Annotated in this window: 18 protein-coding genes; all 18 read right to left on the bottom strand. The window is 46.3% G+C overall.

The features are described from left to right. Positions 1-3: 3 nt before the first annotated feature. The 18 genes from MKY42_RS12375 to MKY42_RS12290 all read right to left on the bottom strand — a co-directional run bounded on the left by MKY42_RS12375 (position 4) and on the right by MKY42_RS12290 (position 19,414). Positions 4-990 (bottom strand): dipeptidase, encoded by a 987-nt coding sequence (locus MKY42_RS12375; RefSeq protein WP_339851337.1) that lies wholly within the window; start codon positions 988-990, stop codon positions 4-6. 93 nt (positions 991-1,083) lie between these two features. Then, entirely contained in the window at positions 1,084-1,344 is a 261-nt protein-coding gene (locus MKY42_RS12370) for a stage V sporulation protein S (protein ID WP_019005392.1), read from the bottom strand. A gap of 117 nt (positions 1,345-1,461) precedes the next feature. Further along, complete coding sequence (locus MKY42_RS12365; RefSeq protein ID WP_024630289.1) at positions 1,462-2,256, bottom strand: TIGR00282 family metallophosphoesterase; 795 nt, start codon at positions 2,254-2,256, stop codon at positions 1,462-1,464. Positions 2,257-2,418: 162 nt separating this feature from the next. Next, positions 2,419-3,957 (bottom strand): ribonuclease Y, encoded by a 1,539-nt coding sequence (gene rny / locus MKY42_RS12360; RefSeq protein WP_024630288.1) that lies wholly within the window; start codon positions 3,955-3,957, stop codon positions 2,419-2,421. A gap of 310 nt (positions 3,958-4,267) precedes the next feature. After that, positions 4,268-5,005, bottom strand: a complete 738-nt coding sequence (locus tag MKY42_RS12355) for a regulatory protein RecX (RefSeq protein ID WP_090902150.1) — start codon at positions 5,003-5,005, stop codon at positions 4,268-4,270. 226 nt (positions 5,006-5,231) lie between these two features. Then, positions 5,232-6,296 carry a recombinase RecA gene (gene recA, locus MKY42_RS12350; protein WP_090896085.1) on the bottom strand — a complete coding sequence of 355 codons (1,065 nt, stop codon included), beginning with the start codon at positions 6,294-6,296 and terminating at the stop codon, positions 5,232-5,234. Positions 6,297-6,535: 239 nt separating this feature from the next. Beyond that, positions 6,536-7,792: a competence/damage-inducible protein A gene (locus MKY42_RS12345; RefSeq protein ID WP_090896082.1), complete on the bottom strand. Its 1,257-nt coding sequence runs from the start codon at positions 7,790-7,792 to the stop codon at positions 6,536-6,538. Between the two features lie 107 nt (positions 7,793-7,899). Further along, complete coding sequence (gene pgsA, locus MKY42_RS12340) at positions 7,900-8,487, bottom strand: CDP-diacylglycerol--glycerol-3-phosphate 3-phosphatidyltransferase (RefSeq protein WP_063566359.1); 588 nt, start codon at positions 8,485-8,487, stop codon at positions 7,900-7,902. Between the two features lie 323 nt (positions 8,488-8,810). Next, a complete protein-coding gene (locus MKY42_RS12335; RefSeq protein WP_017689115.1) occupies positions 8,811-9,302 on the bottom strand; it encodes a YajQ family cyclic di-GMP-binding protein in 492 nt (163 codons plus the stop codon). 152 nt (positions 9,303-9,454) lie between these two features. After that, on the bottom strand, positions 9,455-9,625 hold the full coding sequence (locus tag MKY42_RS12330; protein WP_157258470.1) for a hypothetical protein: 171 nt from the start codon (positions 9,623-9,625) through the stop codon (positions 9,455-9,457). A 67-nt stretch (positions 9,626-9,692) separates the two neighbouring features. Continuing rightward, positions 9,693-10,733, bottom strand: a complete 1,041-nt coding sequence (locus MKY42_RS12325) for a RodZ family helix-turn-helix domain-containing protein (RefSeq protein WP_090896079.1) — start codon at positions 10,731-10,733, stop codon at positions 9,693-9,695. A gap of 66 nt (positions 10,734-10,799) precedes the next feature. Continuing rightward, positions 10,800-11,567, bottom strand: a complete 768-nt coding sequence (locus MKY42_RS12320; RefSeq protein ID WP_024630282.1) for a DUF3388 domain-containing protein — start codon at positions 11,565-11,567, stop codon at positions 10,800-10,802. Between the two features lie 197 nt (positions 11,568-11,764). Next, positions 11,765-12,028, bottom strand: a complete 264-nt coding sequence (locus tag MKY42_RS12315; RefSeq protein ID WP_063566361.1) for a DUF3243 domain-containing protein — start codon at positions 12,026-12,028, stop codon at positions 11,765-11,767. A 174-nt stretch (positions 12,029-12,202) separates the two neighbouring features. Beyond that, positions 12,203-12,973: an SDR family oxidoreductase gene (locus MKY42_RS12310; RefSeq protein WP_076289541.1), complete on the bottom strand. Its 771-nt coding sequence runs from the start codon at positions 12,971-12,973 to the stop codon at positions 12,203-12,205. Position 12,974: 1 nt separating this feature from the next. Next, positions 12,975-14,255 (bottom strand): pitrilysin family protein, encoded by a 1,281-nt coding sequence (locus MKY42_RS12305; RefSeq protein ID WP_090896069.1) that lies wholly within the window; start codon positions 14,253-14,255, stop codon positions 12,975-12,977. 3 nt (positions 14,256-14,258) lie between these two features. Continuing rightward, on the bottom strand, positions 14,259-15,539 hold the full coding sequence (locus MKY42_RS12300) for a pitrilysin family protein (RefSeq protein ID WP_090896065.1): 1,281 nt from the start codon (positions 15,537-15,539) through the stop codon (positions 14,259-14,261). Positions 15,540-15,665: 126 nt separating this feature from the next. After that, on the bottom strand, positions 15,666-16,496 hold the full coding sequence (sleB, locus tag MKY42_RS12295) for a spore cortex-lytic enzyme (protein WP_090896062.1): 831 nt from the start codon (positions 16,494-16,496) through the stop codon (positions 15,666-15,668). Positions 16,497-16,684: 188 nt separating this feature from the next. After that, a complete protein-coding gene (locus MKY42_RS12290; RefSeq protein ID WP_179265153.1) occupies positions 16,685-19,414 on the bottom strand; it encodes a DNA translocase FtsK in 2,730 nt (909 codons plus the stop codon). Positions 19,415-19,418 lie beyond the last annotated feature (4 nt).

Below are 19,418 nucleotides of genomic sequence, written 5' to 3'. Positions count from 1 at the left end.
GTGTCATGATTCACCATATTCGATCTTCAAATTTTTCTTCGGCAAATTCTCTTCTAAATAACTCATGGCATTGCCCCACATCCAACCGCGAACCAGTGATTCGTCGTAGTGCTTGAGCAGCGTATTCATCAGTTTTGGATACTGCCCCGTATGTTCAAAGTCATGGATATACGTAGTAATTCCGTCAAAATCAGACCCCATCATCAGATGGTGCTCCCCACCCAGGGAACATATCCGCTCAATATGAGGCAACAGATCTTGAATACATACTTCGCCTTCCTGCTTCACAAACCACGGCACAAACGTCAGTCCGATCCTCCCTTCCCGGGCAATAATAGCTCGAATCTGATCATCCTTCAGATTACGCACATGCGGGCAGATGGCATAACTGTTGGAATGCGATGCGATAAAAGGCCGTTCACTAAGGTCAGCAAGTTCCCAGAAGCCTTTCTCAGTCAGATGTGATACATCCAGCAGCATGCCGATTTGGTTACACAGGTGAACCAGCTCCCTGCCCTTCTCCGTTAGTCCAGCCCCACGTTTCTCCAATACACCATCAGCTGCCCAATTGGCATAGTTCCAGGTAAGCCCAACAATCCGCACACCCATTTGATAACATAACTCCATATAAAAGAGATTGCCCTCCAGTCCATCGACACCCTCAAGTGTAAGCAGTCCCCATGGTCTGTCCGTCTGCCCGATCTGCGTAAGCTGTTCCCGCCATAACAATGTATGTGTACCTTTAGATCGTTCTTCGGTTATCTCCACACGTTTACGGTAGATGTCCAACTGCCCCATCACATGTTCAAACTTGCCTCTGCCAAGCACTTCGGGCAAATAGATTGCAAAGGCCTGTAAACCAATGTTACCTTCCCTCATGCGTTCCAGGTTCACATCCAGCTGTGAAGCATTTTCAAATGAAAGGCTAGGATTCATCAACATTTTACTCAAAGCATCACAATGAAAATCGGCTACCCGCCAGTTGTGCATCACAATCTCTCCTTCTACACGGTTAGGTTATGGAAAAAAAACGCAAAAAAACCTGTCTACTTCGTAAACAGGTTCAATGCATAAGTGCATGTATTATCTGGGCTCCACAATCAGCTTAATGGCCGTTCGGTCCTCGCCGTCGATCACAATGTCTGTAAAAGCTGGAATACAAATCAAGTCAACTCCGCTTGGTGCTACAAATCCCCGGGCTATCGCTACCGCTTTAATGGCTTGGTTCAGTGCTCCCGCTCCAATTGCCTGCAGTTCAGCATTTCCACGTTCACGAAGAACACCTGCAAGAGCGCCGGCTACGGAATTGGGATTGGACTTTGCTGAAACTTTTAATACTTCCATGGTAAGTACCTCCCTGGGAATGTTGAATGTTTGTTTCCACTTACTAGATGTTATTCGCGGGAGGCAAAAAAATTCCTTCTTTTTAGTCGGGTTTCCCTGCAAAATGGGACAATACCCCTATTCCATGCGCCACTCGTCTTCCATCAGACGAATTTTTTCAATACGTGTTGCAGCACCTGTGGCTTCATCAATCTCCACAAATACACCGTGGAAATGCCATTTGCCATCATCAACAACAAATCGTACCGGAAGCTGGGTGTAGAACTTGCGAAGCACGGCTTCACGCTCCATGCCCAATATGCCGTCACGCGGCCCTACCATGCCCGCATCGGTTAAATAAGCTGTTCCTCCTGGCAAAATACGATCATCATTGCTCTGCACATGTGTATGTGTACCTACGACCAGCGATGCACGTCCATCCAGATGCCAGCCCATGGCAATTTTCTCAGATGTGGCTTCAGCATGCATATCGACCAAAATGCATTTGTGGTCCTGACGGAGTTCATCCACAATTTCATCGGCAACGCGGAATGGGCAATCCAGAGCAGGCAGGAACGTCCGGCCTTGCAGATTGACAATCGCCAGCTCCTTACCTTCACCTTTGACTACCGTGTATCCACGTCCTGGTGTTCCTGGAGGAAAGTTCGCAGGACGAATCATACGTGGCTCATCATCTATAAAATCAAATATGTCCTTATTGTCCCAGGTATGGTTACCAAGGGTGATGCCATGCACACCCCAGTTAAAGAATTCATTCGCAATTGCCCCGGTGATTCCCCGGCCTGCCGCTGCATTCTCCCCATTCACAATGACTACATGTGGCTTATACTTCGTTTTGAGGTAGGGGAGGTTTTCCTTCAGCGCCTTACGCCCTACATTCCCCACAATATCACCAATAAACAAAACTTTCATTTTACTGCCTCCTTAATCCCTACCAAGCGCAGCCTTCTTCTAAGCATCCGAAACTTCGCAGGACCTCTATCTCTTGCTCATCAATTTTATTATAAAAATGCCTTTTAACTGGCTATCAACAGGAAAAGTGGCCCACTACTGCGGCCACTTTTCCGTAATGCTCTATTTTGCGTATTCAACCGCACGGGTTTCCCGGATGACGGTGACCTTGATGTGACCCGGATAATCGAGTTCGTTCTCGATCATCTTCGTGATGTCACGCGCGAGGCGGAAGGCTTCAGCATCGTCGATTTTCTCAGGCTGTACCATAACGCGAACTTCGCGTCCTGCCTGAATGGCATACGATTTCTCGACACCTTCGAACGATTCCGAAATCTCTTCCAGCTTCTCCAGTCGTTTGATATACGTTTCCAGCGTTTCGCGGCGTGCGCCCGGTCTTGCTGCGGAGAGCGCATCTGCTGCGCCAACCAACATCGCAATAACCGAAGTCGCTTCGCAATCCCCGTGATGGGACGCGATACTGTTGATTACAACCGGATGTTCTTTGTATTTCTTCGCTAGTTCCACGCCGATTTCGACGTGTGATCCTTCCACTTCGTGATCCAGCGCTTTACCAATGTCATGCAATAGACCTGCACGTCTTGCTAGGGTTACGTCTTCTCCGAGTTCGCCAGCCATCAATCCAGCTAGATAAGCGACTTCCATCGAATGTTTCAATACGTTTTGACCATAGCTTGTACGGAACTTCAACCGGCCCAAAATTTTAATCAAGTCCGGATGCAGACCATGCACGCCCACTTCAAAGGTAGCTTGCTCACCGTATTCACGGATACGCTCATCCACTTCTTTGCGGGATTTCTCCACCATCTCTTCAATCCGTGCCGGGTGAATACGTCCATCAGCCACCAATTTTTCGAGGGCAGTACGGGCGATTTCACGGCGAATCGGGTCAAAGCCCGACAGAATAACAGCTTCTGGCGTATCATCGATAATGAGGTCAATCCCTGTAAGGGTTTCAAGCGCACGGATGTTACGTCCTTCACGACCGATAATCCGGCCTTTCATTTCTTCATTTGGCAAAGTAACAACGGATACCGTTGTCTCCGCCACGTGATCAGCCGCACAGCGTTGGATGGCGAGTGTAATAATCTCGCGGGACTTTTTGTCCGCTTCTTCCTTCGCTTGCTGTTCAATGTCCTTGATCATTTGAGCAGTCTCATGACGTACTTCCTGTTCTACGTTGGACAGTATGATACTGCGTGCGTCTTCCATAGTGAGGTTGGATATGCGCTCCAGCTCCGTCACCTGGTTTTTGTAGATCATTTCGATCTGCTGCTGTGTCTCATCAATTCGTTTCTCTTTGTTAGCCACTTGCTCTTCTTTACGTTCGAGTGATTCCAACTTTTTATCCAGCGACTCTTCTTTTTGCAACAATCGTCTTTCTTGTCGTTGAATTTCGTTCCGACGTTCACGAGTGTCTTTTTCAGCTTCGGCGCGAATGCGATGAATTTCATCCTTCGCTTCCAGCACCGTTTCTTTCTTCAGTGCTTCTGCCTCTTTCTTCGCGCTCTCCACGATTTGTACGGCAGCTTGTTCCGCACTGGAGATCTTAGCTTCTGCAAGAGATTTGCGAATAAAGTATCCTACTCCGAACCCAATGAATAGCGCGGCAACAACGAGAACGATCGTGATTGCAATCATACTGTTCACCTCCTCGTTGGTTCCTCCAAGGCATTCCTTGGGTCAATTTGCAGTTTTCAAACCTAACATATTTTTGGGAATAACGAATACTCACGGCGATCCCCCGCCGATTTTCATTTCAAGTGTACATGTCTCCACGCACTATCCGCCGTCTCCGACGAACCCATAATCATAAATGGTATAAATCTTAAAAAACAGAAACCGCTTTTTTGGAAGGAAAAAGGGTTGTCCATTTCTTACAGACTCATGTCCATTTTAGTATTTGACGAAAGAAATTGTCAAGAGAATGCAGTATAGTGAGTCCAGTCTGCTAATCCCATAACAACGATTCGTCATCTTCGGGGTCATTAGCCTCGTCTTCTTCAATTAAACCATTCACGACCCGACGCACCATATCCATGGAAAAACCCCGCCGCATCAGGAAGGGAAGCGTTTTACGTTTCTTCTCCTGGATGTCTCCTTTGACCTGATTCCATTTTTTGCGTCCGGCGGTTAGAGCCGTCTCAAATTCCGCATCTGTACTTACACCTTCAAGCGCTTCAGCAATCAGCTCATTGGCAATGCCCTTTTGACGCAGCTCTTGCCTTATCCACAGTTTTCCCTTCCGTTGTCCCTCCATACGCTGACGAGTCCATTCCTTCGCAAACAGTTCGTCATCGACCAAATTCTCCCGCTCAAGCCGATCCAGGGCCTCTTCAATCAACGGTGCAGCAAACTCTTTTTGACGAAGCTTCTGACTTAATTCGTGGCGTGTGCGGGGTTTATGCTCCAAATATCGCAAAGACTGTACATACGTCCGCTGTCGTTCGTCAGCTACGATGATATCTTCCAAGTCCTTTTTCAGAAACGTATTACCCCGGGTCATCCGATATTTAATCATTACATCTTCAAGCACCGTAATTGAATATAAACCAAAGGTAATTCGATAACGAGCTTCCCTGCTTTTTGTTCGTTCAACCCGTGTAATGGTAAGCTCTTCGTTATCCGGGAATTGGGAGATTCCCTCCACCTCGGCTTCTTCATATAAATCATCTTCATGTTGATCCATTTCGGTCTCCCCTTCCATCTAAACCTCATACGTTTAACGTATTTCAAAAGAAATATCAGATACTAATACAAAAGGCCGGAAACAATGTCCGGCCTCTCACTAATAGTAATCATACCAACAGCCCCTGCCCATTCGGACAGAGGCTGTTGGACAGCGCGAGCACACACTGGACCCTTCTTAGCTAGATCGAGCCAAGCTCAATCAGATAAGTACGGAATCCAGAGGATTACTCGTTAATTTCAAATAATTCTTGCTCTTCTGCCGCTTCTTTTTGTTGATCTTCAGTCGTAGGTGCAGGAACTGCAGTAGTCAGGTTGCTGGCTTCACGAATTTTTTGTTCAATTACTTGAGCAATATCTGCATGCTCTTTCATGAACTGCTTCGCGTTCTCACGTCCTTGACCTAAACGCTCACCTTCGTAAGAATACCACGCACCACTTTTGTTAACGATGTCCAGCTCTGTACCAATGTCAATGATACTGCCTTCTCTCGAAATACCTTCACCGTACATAATGTCCACTTCCGCTTGTTTAAACGGTGGTGCCACTTTATTTTTCACAACTTTGATACGGGTACGGTTACCCGTGATGTCATTGCCTGACTTGATACTCTCAATACGACGTACATCCAGACGTACTGTAGAATAGAATTTCAGGGCACGACCACCAGGTGTTGTCTCCGGGTTACCAAACATAACACCGACTTTTTCACGAAGCTGGTTGATAAAGATTGCGATGGTTTTGGATTTGCTGATTGCACCAGACAGTTTACGCAGCGCCTGAGACATCAGACGTGCTTGCAAACCGACATGGGAATCCCCCATTTCGCCTTCAATTTCCGCTTTTGGTACCAATGCAGCAACTGAGTCAATAACGACAATATCGACAGCGCCACTACGTACAAGCGCTTCTGCGATTTCAAGCCCTTGCTCACCCGTATCTGGCTGGGACAGAAGCAACTCATCAATGTTAACACCCAGTTTGCTTGCGTATTGCGGGTCAAGAGCATGCTCTGCATCGATAAATGCAGCTTGTCCACCCACCCGTTGTACTTCAGCAATCGCATGCAACGCTACCGTTGTTTTACCGGAGGATTCTGGTCCATATATTTCAACAATACGGCCTTTAGGCAAGCCGCCTGTTCCTAATGCAATATCCAGAGCCAAGGAACCGCTGGGGATTATTTCCACTTGCATGTGAGTAGACTCACCCAGTTTCATGATGGATCCTTTACCAAATTGCTTCTCTATTTGACGGAGCGCCATATCAAGCGCGGCACGACGGTCTGACAATAAGCTCACACCCTTTACTGTTTATAATATAATGATACCTTGTTTTAACACGTTTGCCAAGCTTTTTTTCGAACATACATTCGTTTTTTTTGTGAAGGCCGAGGCGCCTCTTCCTCAAGGAAACTTTCCATTAAACAGAAAAAAGAACCGTAAACAAGGCTGTAAAGCCTGATTTTACGGTTCTTCCGTCTTCCTTTATTATACTTGCTTGCCTTGGTAAATGCAATCCGAGCTGTGAACTAGTCCATCTCCACAAGCTTGCGCCACAAACGATAAAGAATCGCTTTCGCTGAACGGATCCGAACCGTCTCCCGATTACCATTAATGCGCAGTTCATGAATTTCTGTCTCTTTACCACGCTCTGCCAGAGCGATGAAGACAAGTCCTGGCGGTTTGCGTTCGGAGTAACCCGGACCCGCAACACCTGTAACCGACAGACCGAAGTCCGCATCCCCAATCATGCGAATCTGCTCTGCGAGCACTTTAGCCACTTCCGGACTCACTGCGCCCGGTGCATCTTCACCTTCCAGATAGGAATGCGGCACATGGAGCAGCTTTTCCTTAATTTCATTGGAGTAACATACAATTCCGCCCTTAAGCATCGACGCACTGCCAGGAACTGATGTCAGACTCTGCATGACCAGCCCTCCTGTGCAGCTCTCAGCCGCGCTAAGGGTCAGACCCATATCAGACATCATAGTAACAATTGTGTACTCTATAGGCACATCCTCGTTCGCGTAGAGATGCTCTGGCAATCGTTCCCGAATCTGAACTTCCATTGCATCCAGCTTCAGCTTTGCCTCACTCTCACTTGGAGCCTTTGTAGATACACGTACCGTAACTTCTCCCTCACTTGCATAAGGAGCAATGGTAGGATCTGTCTGTGTATCAATCAGATCTAGGAGTCGGTCTTCCAATGCCGATTCGCCGATGCCTGCAAACTTCAGCATTTTTGAGTAGATCGGCATTTCTTCTGTCAGTACATGCTGGAACAGCCAAGGCTTAACTTCCTGTTCAAACATAGGAATCAGCTCTTTCGGCGGTCCAGGCATCACTACATAATGCTTACCATTGTCGGAAATCGCATTTCCTGCGGCAAGACCTGTTTCGTTCGCCAGCGGTGTTCCACCTTCGATAACGATCGCCTGACGACGATTGTTTTCGGTCATGTCCACATTGCGATCTCGGAAGAAGCTCTCAATTTTGTCCATAGCCAATCGATCTATATGCAGTTTGCGGTTCAAGACCGCCGCGATCGCATCCTTGGTCAAGTCATCTTGTGTAGGACCGATGCCCCCGGAAAATAAAATGACGTCTGCACGACCCTGAGCAATGCGAATGGCGTCACTAAGTCGATTTAGATTATCACCAACCACCGTTTGGAAATATACATCAATCCCGATCGCAGCCAATTCACGGGATAGATATCGGGCATTGGTGTTTACAATTTGTCCAAGCAACAATTCTGTGCCAACTGCAATGATTTCTGCCTTCATTCAGCATCCTCCTGTACATGTGGTGAGTGATCAAAGGGCAATAGGATGATTTCCTATTGCCCTTCGTACCAATGATTTCTTCATGCTTATCCATTTAACCTCAAACGTTAAGCTTTCGATAAATGAAGCAAATTTTTGTTTTTGATAAAGTAATCAATGCCTGACCAAATCGTAATAATCGCTGCAGCCCAAACAGCAATAACGTCCATGTGAATACCCGTGAATGAGAACGGGAAATTATTCAACAACAGCAGCACAATCGCTACAATTTGCACGACGGTCTTCAGTTTGCCCCAGGCACTTGCTGCAACAACCGAACCATCCAATAATGCAATCTGACGCAAGCCGGTAACAGCGAACTCACGACTAATAATGACCACAGCAATCCAGGAATCCAACTTACCCATTTCCACAAGTGAAATCAGCACCGCGGTAACCAACAATTTGTCAGCCAGCGGATCAAGCAATTTCCCCAGGTTGGTGACCATATTATTTTTCCGAGCCAGATAGCCGTCAATTCCATCCGTGCTTGCTGCAATGATAAAAATGACAGCAGCAATCAATTGATTATACGGAAGCGATAAGCTTCCCAATTGCAACGGTTCTGGATAGAACGGAAAATCTACGAGCAGGAACACCATCAAAAAAGGGATTAAGCAAATTCGTGCAAGCGTAATCCGGTTGGGTAAATTCACAAGACGCCCTCCCTCTTATCCTCCATTACTCCAAACATTCATCTTAATCCCGTATTCATCATCCGGAACATGAAATTTACAGTTTCACTGTCAATCAGCACTAAAAGTGCTCTCACTATGTAAAAACGCAAAAAATAAAGTCAACCGTTCAAACGCAAAACCGTTTTAAACGTTCCGGTGACTTCCAGAAGATGTACTGCTTTTCACAAAGTCAGCAAACGATGATGACTGGGCTTTGATGCTTATCTGCTAGCAATGCACACTTAGTATAATATACGCCAATTGCAGTGTCAAAAAACACGTCTAGCTACAAAAAGGAGATATTATTTGAAATTTGTATATTGCAGGTCCAGAGGCAGATTGGCACCGTTCAACAGCTGCATAACTGCTTGCAAATCATTCTTACTTTTACCTGTTACCCGGAGTTGATCTCCCTGAATCTGACTCTTCACTTTCATCTTGGAGTCACGAATCAAAATATTGATTTTTTTAGCGATATCCTGATCAATCCCCTGCTTGAAATTCAAACGCTGTCTGACTGTACCTGACGAAGCAGGCTCTACTTTTGCATAATCAATGTTTTTTAAAGGTAAACCCCGCTTAGCCATTTTGGATTGAAGTACATCGATGACAGCCTTGAGTTTGGTCTCATCATCAGATACGATCGTTAACGCATCCTTATCCAGTTTCAGACTGCTCTTGCTGCCCTTGAAGTCATAACGCGTGCCAATTTCCTTTTCCGTTTGTGTAACGGCATTTGTCAATTCCTGCAAGTCCATTTTGGACACGATATCAAATGAATTTTCTGAACTCAAACCAGTCACCCTTTCAGTTAATCATATGTTCTGTAACATTATAGAGGATACGCCAAGCAAAAGTCTAATTTTATGAGGTTTTTCAAAATAAAAAAGCATTTTTGGCTGCCACTTGAAATGGTTGCCAAAAATGCTCGCCGTACGGCGCCCTTCTAATAACGGCTGCGATTAGGCTGTCTGAACATGTCAAGCACACCCAGAAGCACATGTGCAAGTCCAAAGCCCAAAATTCCGTAACCCCAGGCAGTTGGAGTCAAGTAATAACCCAGGAGGCTGACAATGATCCCCAAACCTGTTACGATCCAGCTGACTGTCACAGCCATCCACCTCACTTCACCAAAAGTTAACTGCAAGTTAAGACATGGTTAGTGTCTCCTGTAGAAACTTTGGTTATTCGCCGCTAGTGTTGGTGCTTCCTTCGGTAGTGCTTCCTGTTTCATTCGACGTAGTGCTATCGTTACCTATTGAGGATGTATCCTCACCAAGCCTTAACCGAATGCGGTTTGTCGCTTTCCCGTCTGTCACAACCTGCCCTGCAACCTCAATTGTGGTCGCTGCAGCGTAACCGGACTTAATGTACATTCCTGCACTGTCCAATTCAAAAGTATAACTGTCTCCATCAGCGGTGTTGCCGTACTCCAACTTCTCTCCACTAGAGTTCTCGCCCTTGTATACTTCCAGCCAGCTATGCCCCGTTGCTTTAATCGTAACCGTCACAGGCTGCCCTGCGCTGCCGTTCACTTTAAAGTTCGTGATATTGCCTGATTTTCCGTCTTCAGCCACAGTTACAGAAGCTGGGGGACTTTCTGTTGGGTTCTCTTCATTTTCGCCCGTCGTTTGGCCATCCGTTTGTCCGTCAGTCTGTCCCTCTGCCGTTCCGCCGCCGTTACCGCCAGCCTCGCCTTCATTCGTTTCTCCGCTACCTGATTCATTAGCTGGCGGATTAGAAGCTTGACCATTATCTGTAGGCTCATCCGGTTTATCTTGAGGCAGCTGCTGGCTGTCTGTGATCTTGGTCTGATCCAGCCCTTGTGTATCCGAATCATCCTTGTTCATCACTACATACACGTACAACAGCACAAGAATTAATACCGGAAAAGTCCACATCAGCGCAACAGACATCCAGCGGTTACTGCGCTCTACCGGGCGGTTTGAACGCTTTTGAATAACCGGCTCCATGGTTGCTTCCGTTTCTTCTGCAGGTACATCTTTCTTATGTCCCTCCAGCAGCTCATCAGGATTTAGTCCCACCGTTTCCGCATAGGTTTTGATAAATGCACGCACATAGAAGCTGCCAGGCAGCACTTTGTAGTCTCCTGCCTCTATTGCCTCCAAATACCTCTTGCGAATTTTAGTCATTTCCTGTACATCGTCAAGACTCATCCCTTTTTGCAGCCGGGCCTCTCTTAACTGCTGACCCAGTTCAGACATGCCATCTCCTCCTTATGTTTATCTCTATGGTTGTTGCTTATCTATTTCATGATCCCGTACGGAGCGTTACAGTTCGTCGGTGTAGCTGGCCGTAAACGTATCATAAATAATTTCTTCATTCGGATTGTTGCGCAGTTCAATAATAATGTCAAAATCATTAAAATCATATTCCGACTCCTGCACAAAAATATCCGGATGTTCAATAACCTTGGTGCTTGGCATCGTCATGATGTCCTGTAACAGATTATAATGACGTTCGCTTGAACGAATCGTACTGACAATTCCGTCAATGATAAACACATTGTTTGGATTCAATTCGTCCTCGGACATCTGGCTTCTTATGGTTTGACGAAGAAGTGTGGAGGAAACAAACGTCCAGCGCTTCATTGCACATACGCTGCCTGCAATAATGGATTCCGTTTTGCCTACACGCGGCATTCCACGCAAACCAATGACTTGATTGCCTTCCCTCTTAAATACTTCACCCAAAAAGTCCACAAGTAACCCAAGTTCGTCCCGCGTAAAACGAAATGTCTTGCGATCATCCGAATCACGATCAATATAGCGACCATGCCGTACAGCCAAAATATCGACCAGTTTCGGTTGACGCAAAGCAGACACAGTTATGCTGTTCACTTTGCCAAGCATTTCACCCAGCAGACGAATCTTCTCGTCATCATCCGATTCCAGCAGCATCCCCCGGGTTTTGCCTTCAACACCGTTGATGGTCAATATATTTACTTCAAGCATCCCCAGCATAGAGGCGATATCCCCTAAAAGGCCAGGTCTGTTCTTATGTATTTTATACTCCATATACCATTGTTTAGATTCCATTTAAACACCCCGTAAAGCATTATTCCACATTATTCGACAGTAACAGAACGCGTCCATTGGACGACAATCTGAGATATCTTCTAAAAATGGGTCACGTTAATGATATATAAAATGAAAATGAATTACAAGAACAGGTCTGTAATCAATGTGTAATCATTAGAGAAAAGCCCCCTTGCGGGAGCTTTCCATCGTTAATCTTATGCGTTTTGTTTGGCCAATTTGACCATCAGGCACGCAATCGTACGACGTTCATCCTCGTCGCCGACTTCCCATAGTTCTTTCAATGCCCGGTTGGAAGGGTTCGCCGGATCTACTTTCTCATCCAGGAAGTCGCCGATTTCATACGCAAGTTTGTTGATGGTTTCTTCATTCATCCCCATCTTCTCTGCTTGCTGTACTCGGTCACCCAAAAACTTCTTCCAAGTGTCGAAACTCGTGAGCACCGTTTTTTCTGTTGACATGATAAATCCTCCTTAGCTGACGCATGAGATTTAAAATCAACAGTTGTAATATGTGCTTCCCGGACATTTTATATACGAGCTTTTTGGAATTAATCGAAGATCATCTTCGAATCATATATTTCCATCAGGATACTACCTCGAAGTGAAAACAAAATTAAATTCACACCCCATATATTACGTGAGCCAGCCACCATTTGGACTTATAATCTGCCCATTAATGTAGCCAGACTCGGGAAGGGCAAGGAAGTAGACCAGTGATGAGATTTCATCTGGTTGGGCAAGTCTTCCTGCCGGAATTTCCTCTTCCAGCATTTTTAGTTCATCCTGATCCAGATGGTTCAGCATGGATGTTTGAACCGCACCCGGAGCTACAGCATTCACCGTTACGCCAGATGGAGCCAATTCTTTGGCAAGAGCTTTGGTGAATGCATTTACACCGCCTTTGGTAGTAGAATACAACACCTCACAAGAGGCACCCGACAATCCCCAGATAGATGACACATTTATGATTCGACCGTATCTTTGGGAGATCATGTGAGGCATCATTTCCTGTGTACACAAGAACGTGCCTTTCAGGTTAATTGCCATCACTTCATCCCAGATTTCTTCCGTAACATCGGACAGCATTCCATAATGAGATATCCCTGCATTATTCACCAGAATATCCGGCATCAGCCCGTGTGATTCCAGCTTTTCGCGCATACGTTCAATTTGTTCCCGGCTGCGAAGATCGGCAGACACCGTCATGACTTTACCACTGCCCTGTTCCATGCACCTTCTCGCCGCTTCATTAGCTGCTTCATGCGATTTCATATAGTGAATCACTACATTCATGCCCACCTTGGCAAAACGCTCTGCGATAGCTGCTCCAATGCCTCCGCTCGCGCCTGTTACAAGTACCGTCATTTCTCCAATTGGCTTCAATTGTCCTGTTCCCCTCTCCATATTAAGGACTCACGACAAGCGATATCGACAGTTGATCCCAACGAATATGCTCTTTCAATCTGCGGTTTACCTCTTCCAGTGTAAGCGATTCATACAACGGGAGCATGTTGAAAAAATCACCACCACGGAATTGCTGCCGCGTAAATTCATTTGCAATGTTTTCTGGTGAATTGAGCATGCGCAAATATCCACCTATTTTCTTTTTGCGTGCGCGCTCAAAGTCGGTTGCATCAAATCCTTTTTCCACAATAGCATCGACTTCTTCACGGATGCGGGCAAGCAGTTGATCCGGGTCTTTGGTGTCCCCGCCAATAGCCGAAAAAGCATATTGCGTCGAACTGTTATATTCATGCCCAAAGCTGTCCGAAATCAGGTCTTCATCATACAATTTTTGAAATAGCGGAGTACTGGAACCAAACAATAGATCCATCATTAGTTTGGTTGTCATATCCCGGCGCAGCAGGTCTTCTCCAGTGAGTCCCACATCGGTTTCCTTAAAACCAAACAAACATTTGGGCAGGGAAACGGCCAATTTGGATTCACGTCTGGCTTCTCCCACTTGCTTAGGTTCCGGTTCAAATATTCGCTCAATTTGCCCTTGAGGCTTGTAATTTTTCTTCGCCTGGTTCGAACGAACCATATCGATCACTTCCTGCGGATCTACTCCACCCACAACAAACAGAAGCATATTGCTTGGATGATAAAAAGAGTTGTAGCACGTGTACAACGTTTCTTTGGTTATGGTGCCAATGGATTCAACGGTTCCGGCGATATCAATATGCACAGGATGTTTCTGATACATCGCCTCGATCAGGCCAAAATAAACACGCCAATCCGGATTATCCGCATACATATTAATTTCCTGTGCGATGATCCCTTTTTCCTTTTCTACATTCTGATCGGTGAAGTAAGGATTTTGCACAAAATCAACTAATGTTTGTATATTTTCATTGACATGTTCCGTCGCCGAAAACAAATAAACCGTCTGGTCAAAACTGGTAAAGGCATTGGCAGAAGCACCATGAGAAGCAAATGTGGCAAAAATATCACCTGTTGGTTCTTCAAACATTTTGTGTTCCAGAAAATGAGCAATTCCGTCCGGAACCTTCACTTCCTCCTGTCCTTCAACCTTAAAATGATTGTCGACCGAACCGTATTTGGTAGCAAACGTGGCATATGTTTTCTGGAAACCCGGTTTAGGCAAAATATAAACATGCAGCCCGTTATCCATCACTTCGTAATACAGCGTTTCCTGCAAACGATCGTATGTTATGCTCTCCACCGACTATTCCCCCTTCTCATCACGCAAGAAATAAATCGTATCCAGACGGAATTTCTCTGCCGCCTCACGAACATTTTCTTTGCTGATCTGCTCTACCTGGGTCAGCAGTTCCTCGGCGGTCCGCTCTTTGCCGGATAACTGTCGATTGAAATCATAAGCAATCAGCTCAAATGCAGAATCCTGCATTTCCTTGAGCAGATTACGGATCATCGCCTTGGTCTGAGACATCTCCAGGTCAGTGATATTTCCATTCTTCATTTCATCCAGCTGCTGCTTGATAATCCTGACGGCTTTTTCATAATTGGGGATTTCAATCCCGGATTGAATCGTTGCAATACCCTTATGTCCGTCATAACGGGAAGAGGCATAGTACGCCAGGCTTTCTTTTTCACGAACATTAACGAACAGTTTGGAATGCGGATATCCTCCGAGAATGCCGTTATACATCAATGCTGCTGCATACTGCGGGTCACCATAAGTAATTGACGTGCGAAGTCCCATATTGAGCTTACCTTGATTCACATTAAGCCGTTCTACAACGGTTTCCACTTCTTTATCTCCACGAATAGCTTTCTGTGTGTGATAGTCGGAAGAGATCGTACGTTCAACATTGAAATAACGCTGCACCAGATTCTCTACCTCTTCCAGCGTGGTGTCTCCCACCACATACAAGTCCATACTGGCCTGCTGCAACCATTCCTGGTACGAAGCTGTCAATGTATCTGGATCAATGCCGGGCAAATCCTTGCGCTCACCAAGCGGGTGCAAACGATACGGCTCGTTTTTACACATCTCCTCAATACTACGTTCCGCAGCATAACGCATTTTGTCATTGACGATGGACTCCAGCATTTTGCGAACAGTCTCCCGCTCAGCTTGTACATAAGAGGTCCGAAAATGTCCATCCTCCTGTGCAGGGCGTGTGAGCACCTCCCCGAGAAAAGCAAAAGAACGATCCAACAGCTGCTCGTCCCCGCCAACAAAGGAATCATTAATGGTATCCATACGGAACTGTACAATCTGGTAATCGCCACGTTTATAGACATCAAAGCCAAAACCCGCTCCATACAAATGTTCCAACTGTTCTCGAAATTGCGTTGTTTCCGGATAGGATTCGGTCCCGCGCCGAAGCACAAAAGGTGTTAAGGCTACTTTGGTTACCGTATCTTCCTGCAGGGGAACCCCTGCGTAAAGTGAGATTGCAAATGTCTTAAAACGTTTCGTAGGAAGAACATGTATGCGGAATTCTTTCCGGTTTCCTCGTTCAAATCCTGATGTATTCAAATGTCAAAACCCCTTTACGGCGTCATTTATCGTGCAATAAGTGAAGCTTAAACGTAACAACCATTTTAACCCATTCAAAAGGCAAGAAGCAACCGAAGTCACGCCTTCTGGTTGCTTCCAAGATCATCACATACAGAATATATGCTGCCCGATTGTTTTTACCTGAGGACGTGTCCAGATCCATTTGGATGTAGCTGTCTTCGGATTAAAATAATAGAGGCATCCACCGGATGGGTCCCAACCATTTATCGCCTGTTCAACTGCCTTTTTAGCTTGTGCATTCGGTTCCAGATAAATCTGGCCGTCTGCAACGGCGGTGAACGCACCTGGCTGGAAAATTACTCCAGATGGGGTGTTCGGGAAACTCGGCGATTTAACGCGATTTAGGATAACTGCGGCTACTGCCACTTGACCTTCAAACGGCTCTCCGCGAGATTCACCATATACAGCGTTAGCCATAATTTTGATTTCGTTCTCCGACAACCCCATGGAATTGGCTGAGCCCATATTGTCCTGCTCTTTATCCGCAGTATTGTTATTGTTGCCACTATCTCCTGAAGTTTGATCCTTGTGCAGCGGTGTTTCTGTTGGCGACCATTGTTTTGAAGCATTATACAGCTTCAGCTTCGTTTTGGCTCCGACCACACCGTCTACCTTCATGCCAAATTCAGATTGAAACCATTTGACCGATTTCAGTGTACTGCTGCCAAAATTGCTGTCAATTTTACCATTGTAAAATCCCAAATACTTCAGCCGGCCTTGAAGCTCGTATACATCCTGACCATAACTTCCATATTTCACAGCATTGGTGCTAAAGGTGGGTAAGGACTTTTCTTCGACCTGCGGGGAACTTGGGTTTGGACTATCGGTTGCTGTATTCCCAGGAAGCAAATAACGAATTCCCAATGCGGACATCAGCAAAATAGCAGTGAAAAGCCATATGTTCATTTTTCGCATCGACTGTGCTCTACCTTTCTCTTGTGGGATTAACAGAATCGCTAAGGTTATTATGACAACCATACTTCGTTCCTATGCACCAAATCCTCCGATCATTGGACATCATGGCAAATCTTCAGTCAAATGACATGCAAAAAACCCTCAACCAATAAGGTTGAGGGCTTTAATCATTTGCACGTGCCAGTGTATTACGAGCTAATTTTATTCTGTTGATACTGCTCCAGTGAGATGAGTACTTCCCGTGGTTTGCTACCCTCGTAAGGACCGATCACACCTCGGGCTTCCATGGAGTCAATCAAACGTGCTGCACGGGTATAACCAACTCGCATTCGGCGTTGAAGCAGAGAAACCGAGGCTTGCTTCGCCTCCAAAATAATCTGCACCGCCTGTTCATATAACTCATCCTGTACTTCATCTGCTGCCTGAACGGAATCATCCACCTCAGGCACAAGGGATTCGTCATACTGCGCTTCACCCTGACCACGCACGTAATTCACGATATTTTCAACTTCCTCATCACTCATGAAAGCACCTTGTACACGAACCGGCTTCGAAGCTCCCATAGGCATGAACAGCATATCTCCCCGACCCAATAGCTTCTCGGCCCCGCCCATATCCAGAATGGTTCGGGAATCCACTTGAGAGGATACACCGAAGGCAATCCGGGAAGGGATGTTGGCTTTGATTACACCAGTGATGACATCCACAGAAGGGCGCTGTGTGGCAATGATCAGATGGATACCGGCTGCACGCGCCATCTGAGCCAATCGGGCAATCGCATCTTCCACGTCACCCGCGGCAACCATCATGAGGTCAGCCAGCTCGTCCACGATAACAACAATATAAGGCAAAACCGCCGCTGGGTTGTCTTTCATCAGATTATTATAGCCTTCAACGTTACGTGTACCCGATTTGGAGAACAGCTCATACCTTTTCTCCATCTCAACAACGATCTTTTTGAGAGCAAGTGAAGCCCTCTTAGGATCAGTTACGACCGGTGCCATCAGATGCGGAATACCATTATATACGTTCAGCTCGACCATTTTGGGATCTACCATTAGAAACTTCACTTCATCCGGCTTCGCTTTGTACAGGATGCTGGTAATAATACCATTGATACATACTGATTTACCTGAACCTGTTGCACCAGCCACCAGCAAATGGGGCATACGAGCCAGATTACCGATAATCGTCTGCCCAGAGATATCCCGTCCAAATGCAATGGTCACTTTGGATTCGGCTTCCTGGAATGTAGCTGTCTCCATGACCTCCCGCATCGTTACAACCGATACCTCTCCATTCGGTACCTCAATACCGATAGCGGATTTGCCGGGAATTGGCGCTTCCATCCGGATATCCTTTGCCGCCAGGGCTAATGCAATATCATCTGTCAGACTTACAATTCTGCTCACCTTCACACCAATATCCGGTTGGATCTCATATCGTGTAACAGCAGGCCCTCTGACGACTTCAAGTACTTTGGCGCGAACACCGAAGCTTTCCAGCGTTGCTTCCAGCTTGCGTGCAGTCTGCATATAGTCCTTCTGGTCGCCGCCCTTACCTCCGTTGTTGGGCTTCGAAAGAAGCCTGAACGATGGAAGTTTATATGGCTTGGGAGGTGGTGGAGGCGGCTTAACAGGCTGCACTTCCTGCCCCTCCGTATCCGAAGCATCCAATCCTTGAGCCGCATTGCTCAACGTAGATGCAACGTCTGAACTACCCTCAACAGCATCCATCCCATCTGTTCCGGCATCTGCCGCTCCAGGCCACTCCATGTTATCCACAAGTTCATCTGAAATCTTGATTGGAAGCTCATCTGTCTGCATATTATCCGTTAGATCATCTGGGAAAGGATACGCATCATCCAGATCATCATCTTTACTCGCATCCTCGGATCTGACATGTTCAAAGAAGTCACGGATGATTGGAGCCGAATTAGGTCTTGATTGCACTGGAACTGCTGCGGAAGCCATTACATCGGATGCGATGATTGGCTCGTCATGCCATGAATCTGCTGGAGGTTCCTGCTCAGCTCGGTAGACAACATGTTCCGTGTCTAAAGAATTATCCTCGTCCAAACCACGCTCATTCTTCGTCCGATCAGAACCCCATTTTCCAAAGAGTTGGAAAAATATCGGGGCTTTTCGTTTCGGTAGCTGCTGATCCTGCAGATCATCGTCATCATCTTCCTCATCGTTCACTGGAACAGGAACCACTTTGCGGACATTCCCGTTTTTCTTGCCCGCAGAACTTGAAACGGCTCGTGCTGACGGTCTAGCCTCCAGCTTTTTGTACATCGCACTTCCTGCATCCCATATTTTGGTTCTGAAAATGCGAATCAAATCGACATAAGAAAGATTGGTAACCAGCATGAAGCTGATAATGAACATCACGATCATAATCAATCGTGCCCCCAAGCTGCCAAACAACCACAAGAACAAGGCAAATTGCGCCGCTCCAATATAACCGCCGCTAATGTCCTTATTGAGCATTGAATCCCGTTCGCCTGGCGCAGCAGGCGTGAGCAGCTCGGTTTGCATATCATTATGTATCTGTGTAAGTACAGCACCAGGCTCAAGGGCTCCAACCGGAATAAGCTTCTGGTGCATGGCAGAGACGGTACTCATCAGGGTTAAGGCAAACACCAGTAATACAAGCCCTGTCTTGCGCGTTGTCCAACCACTAGGCCATTTTCGATGAATCATCACCATTAAGCCATAATAAATCCCGATAAGCGGAATCGCAAAATAGAACTTGCCAAGCATTAATCCAAACATCTTGGAAAGCGAGCGTCCTACGGTTGCTTCACCCGACAAAGCAATGACGGCAAGGGTAATAAGCACAATGCCGTAAATTTCATATTTTAAAACGCCACTAAACGCTGCGGCCTTTTTTTTCCTCTTTTTTCTTCTGGCCAAAATC

The organism is Paenibacillus sp. FSL W7-1088 (assembly GCF_037969855.1).
In the GTDB taxonomy this organism is placed as follows: domain Bacteria; phylum Bacillota; class Bacilli; order Paenibacillales; family Paenibacillaceae; genus Paenibacillus.
Note: the sequence above shows the minus strand (reverse complement) of the source record. Positions and strands in the feature narration are given on the sequence as shown.

Bases quoted from the DNA above. Each gene is read 5' to 3' on its own strand.
- MKY42_RS12365 (WP_024630289.1), bottom strand. From the start codon at position 2,256: ATGAAAGTTTTGTTTATTGGTGATATTGTGGGGAATGTAGGGCGTAAG.
- sleB (WP_090896062.1), bottom strand. From the start codon at position 16,496: ATGCGAAAAATGAACATATGGCTTTTCACTGCTATTTTGCTGATGTCC.
- MKY42_RS12355 (WP_090902150.1), bottom strand. From the start codon at position 5,005: ATGGATCAACATGAAGATGATTTATATGAAGAAGCCGAGGTGGAGGGA.
- MKY42_RS12370 (WP_019005392.1), bottom strand. From the start codon at position 1,344: ATGGAAGTATTAAAAGTTTCAGCAAAGTCCAATCCCAATTCCGTAGCC.
- MKY42_RS12310 (WP_076289541.1), bottom strand. From the start codon at position 12,973: ATGGAGAGGGGAACAGGACAATTGAAGCCAATTGGAGAAATGACGGTA.
- MKY42_RS12320 (WP_024630282.1), bottom strand. From the start codon at position 11,567: ATGGAATCTAAACAATGGTATATGGAGTATAAAATACATAAGAACAGA.
- MKY42_RS12345 (WP_090896082.1), bottom strand. From the start codon at position 7,792: ATGAAGGCAGAAATCATTGCAGTTGGCACAGAATTGTTGCTTGGACAA.
- MKY42_RS12330 (WP_157258470.1), bottom strand. From the start codon at position 9,625: ATGGCTGTGACAGTCAGCTGGATCGTAACAGGTTTGGGGATCATTGTC.
- MKY42_RS12325 (WP_090896079.1), bottom strand. From the start codon at position 10,733: ATGTCTGAACTGGGTCAGCAGTTAAGAGAGGCCCGGCTGCAAAAAGGG.
- rny (WP_024630288.1), bottom strand. From the start codon at position 3,957: ATGATTGCAATCACGATCGTTCTCGTTGTTGCCGCGCTATTCATTGGG.
- MKY42_RS12315 (WP_063566361.1), bottom strand. From the start codon at position 12,028: ATGTCAACAGAAAAAACGGTGCTCACGAGTTTCGACACTTGGAAGAAG.
- MKY42_RS12375 (WP_339851337.1), bottom strand. From the start codon at position 990: ATGCACAACTGGCGGGTAGCCGATTTTCATTGTGATGCTTTGAGTAAA.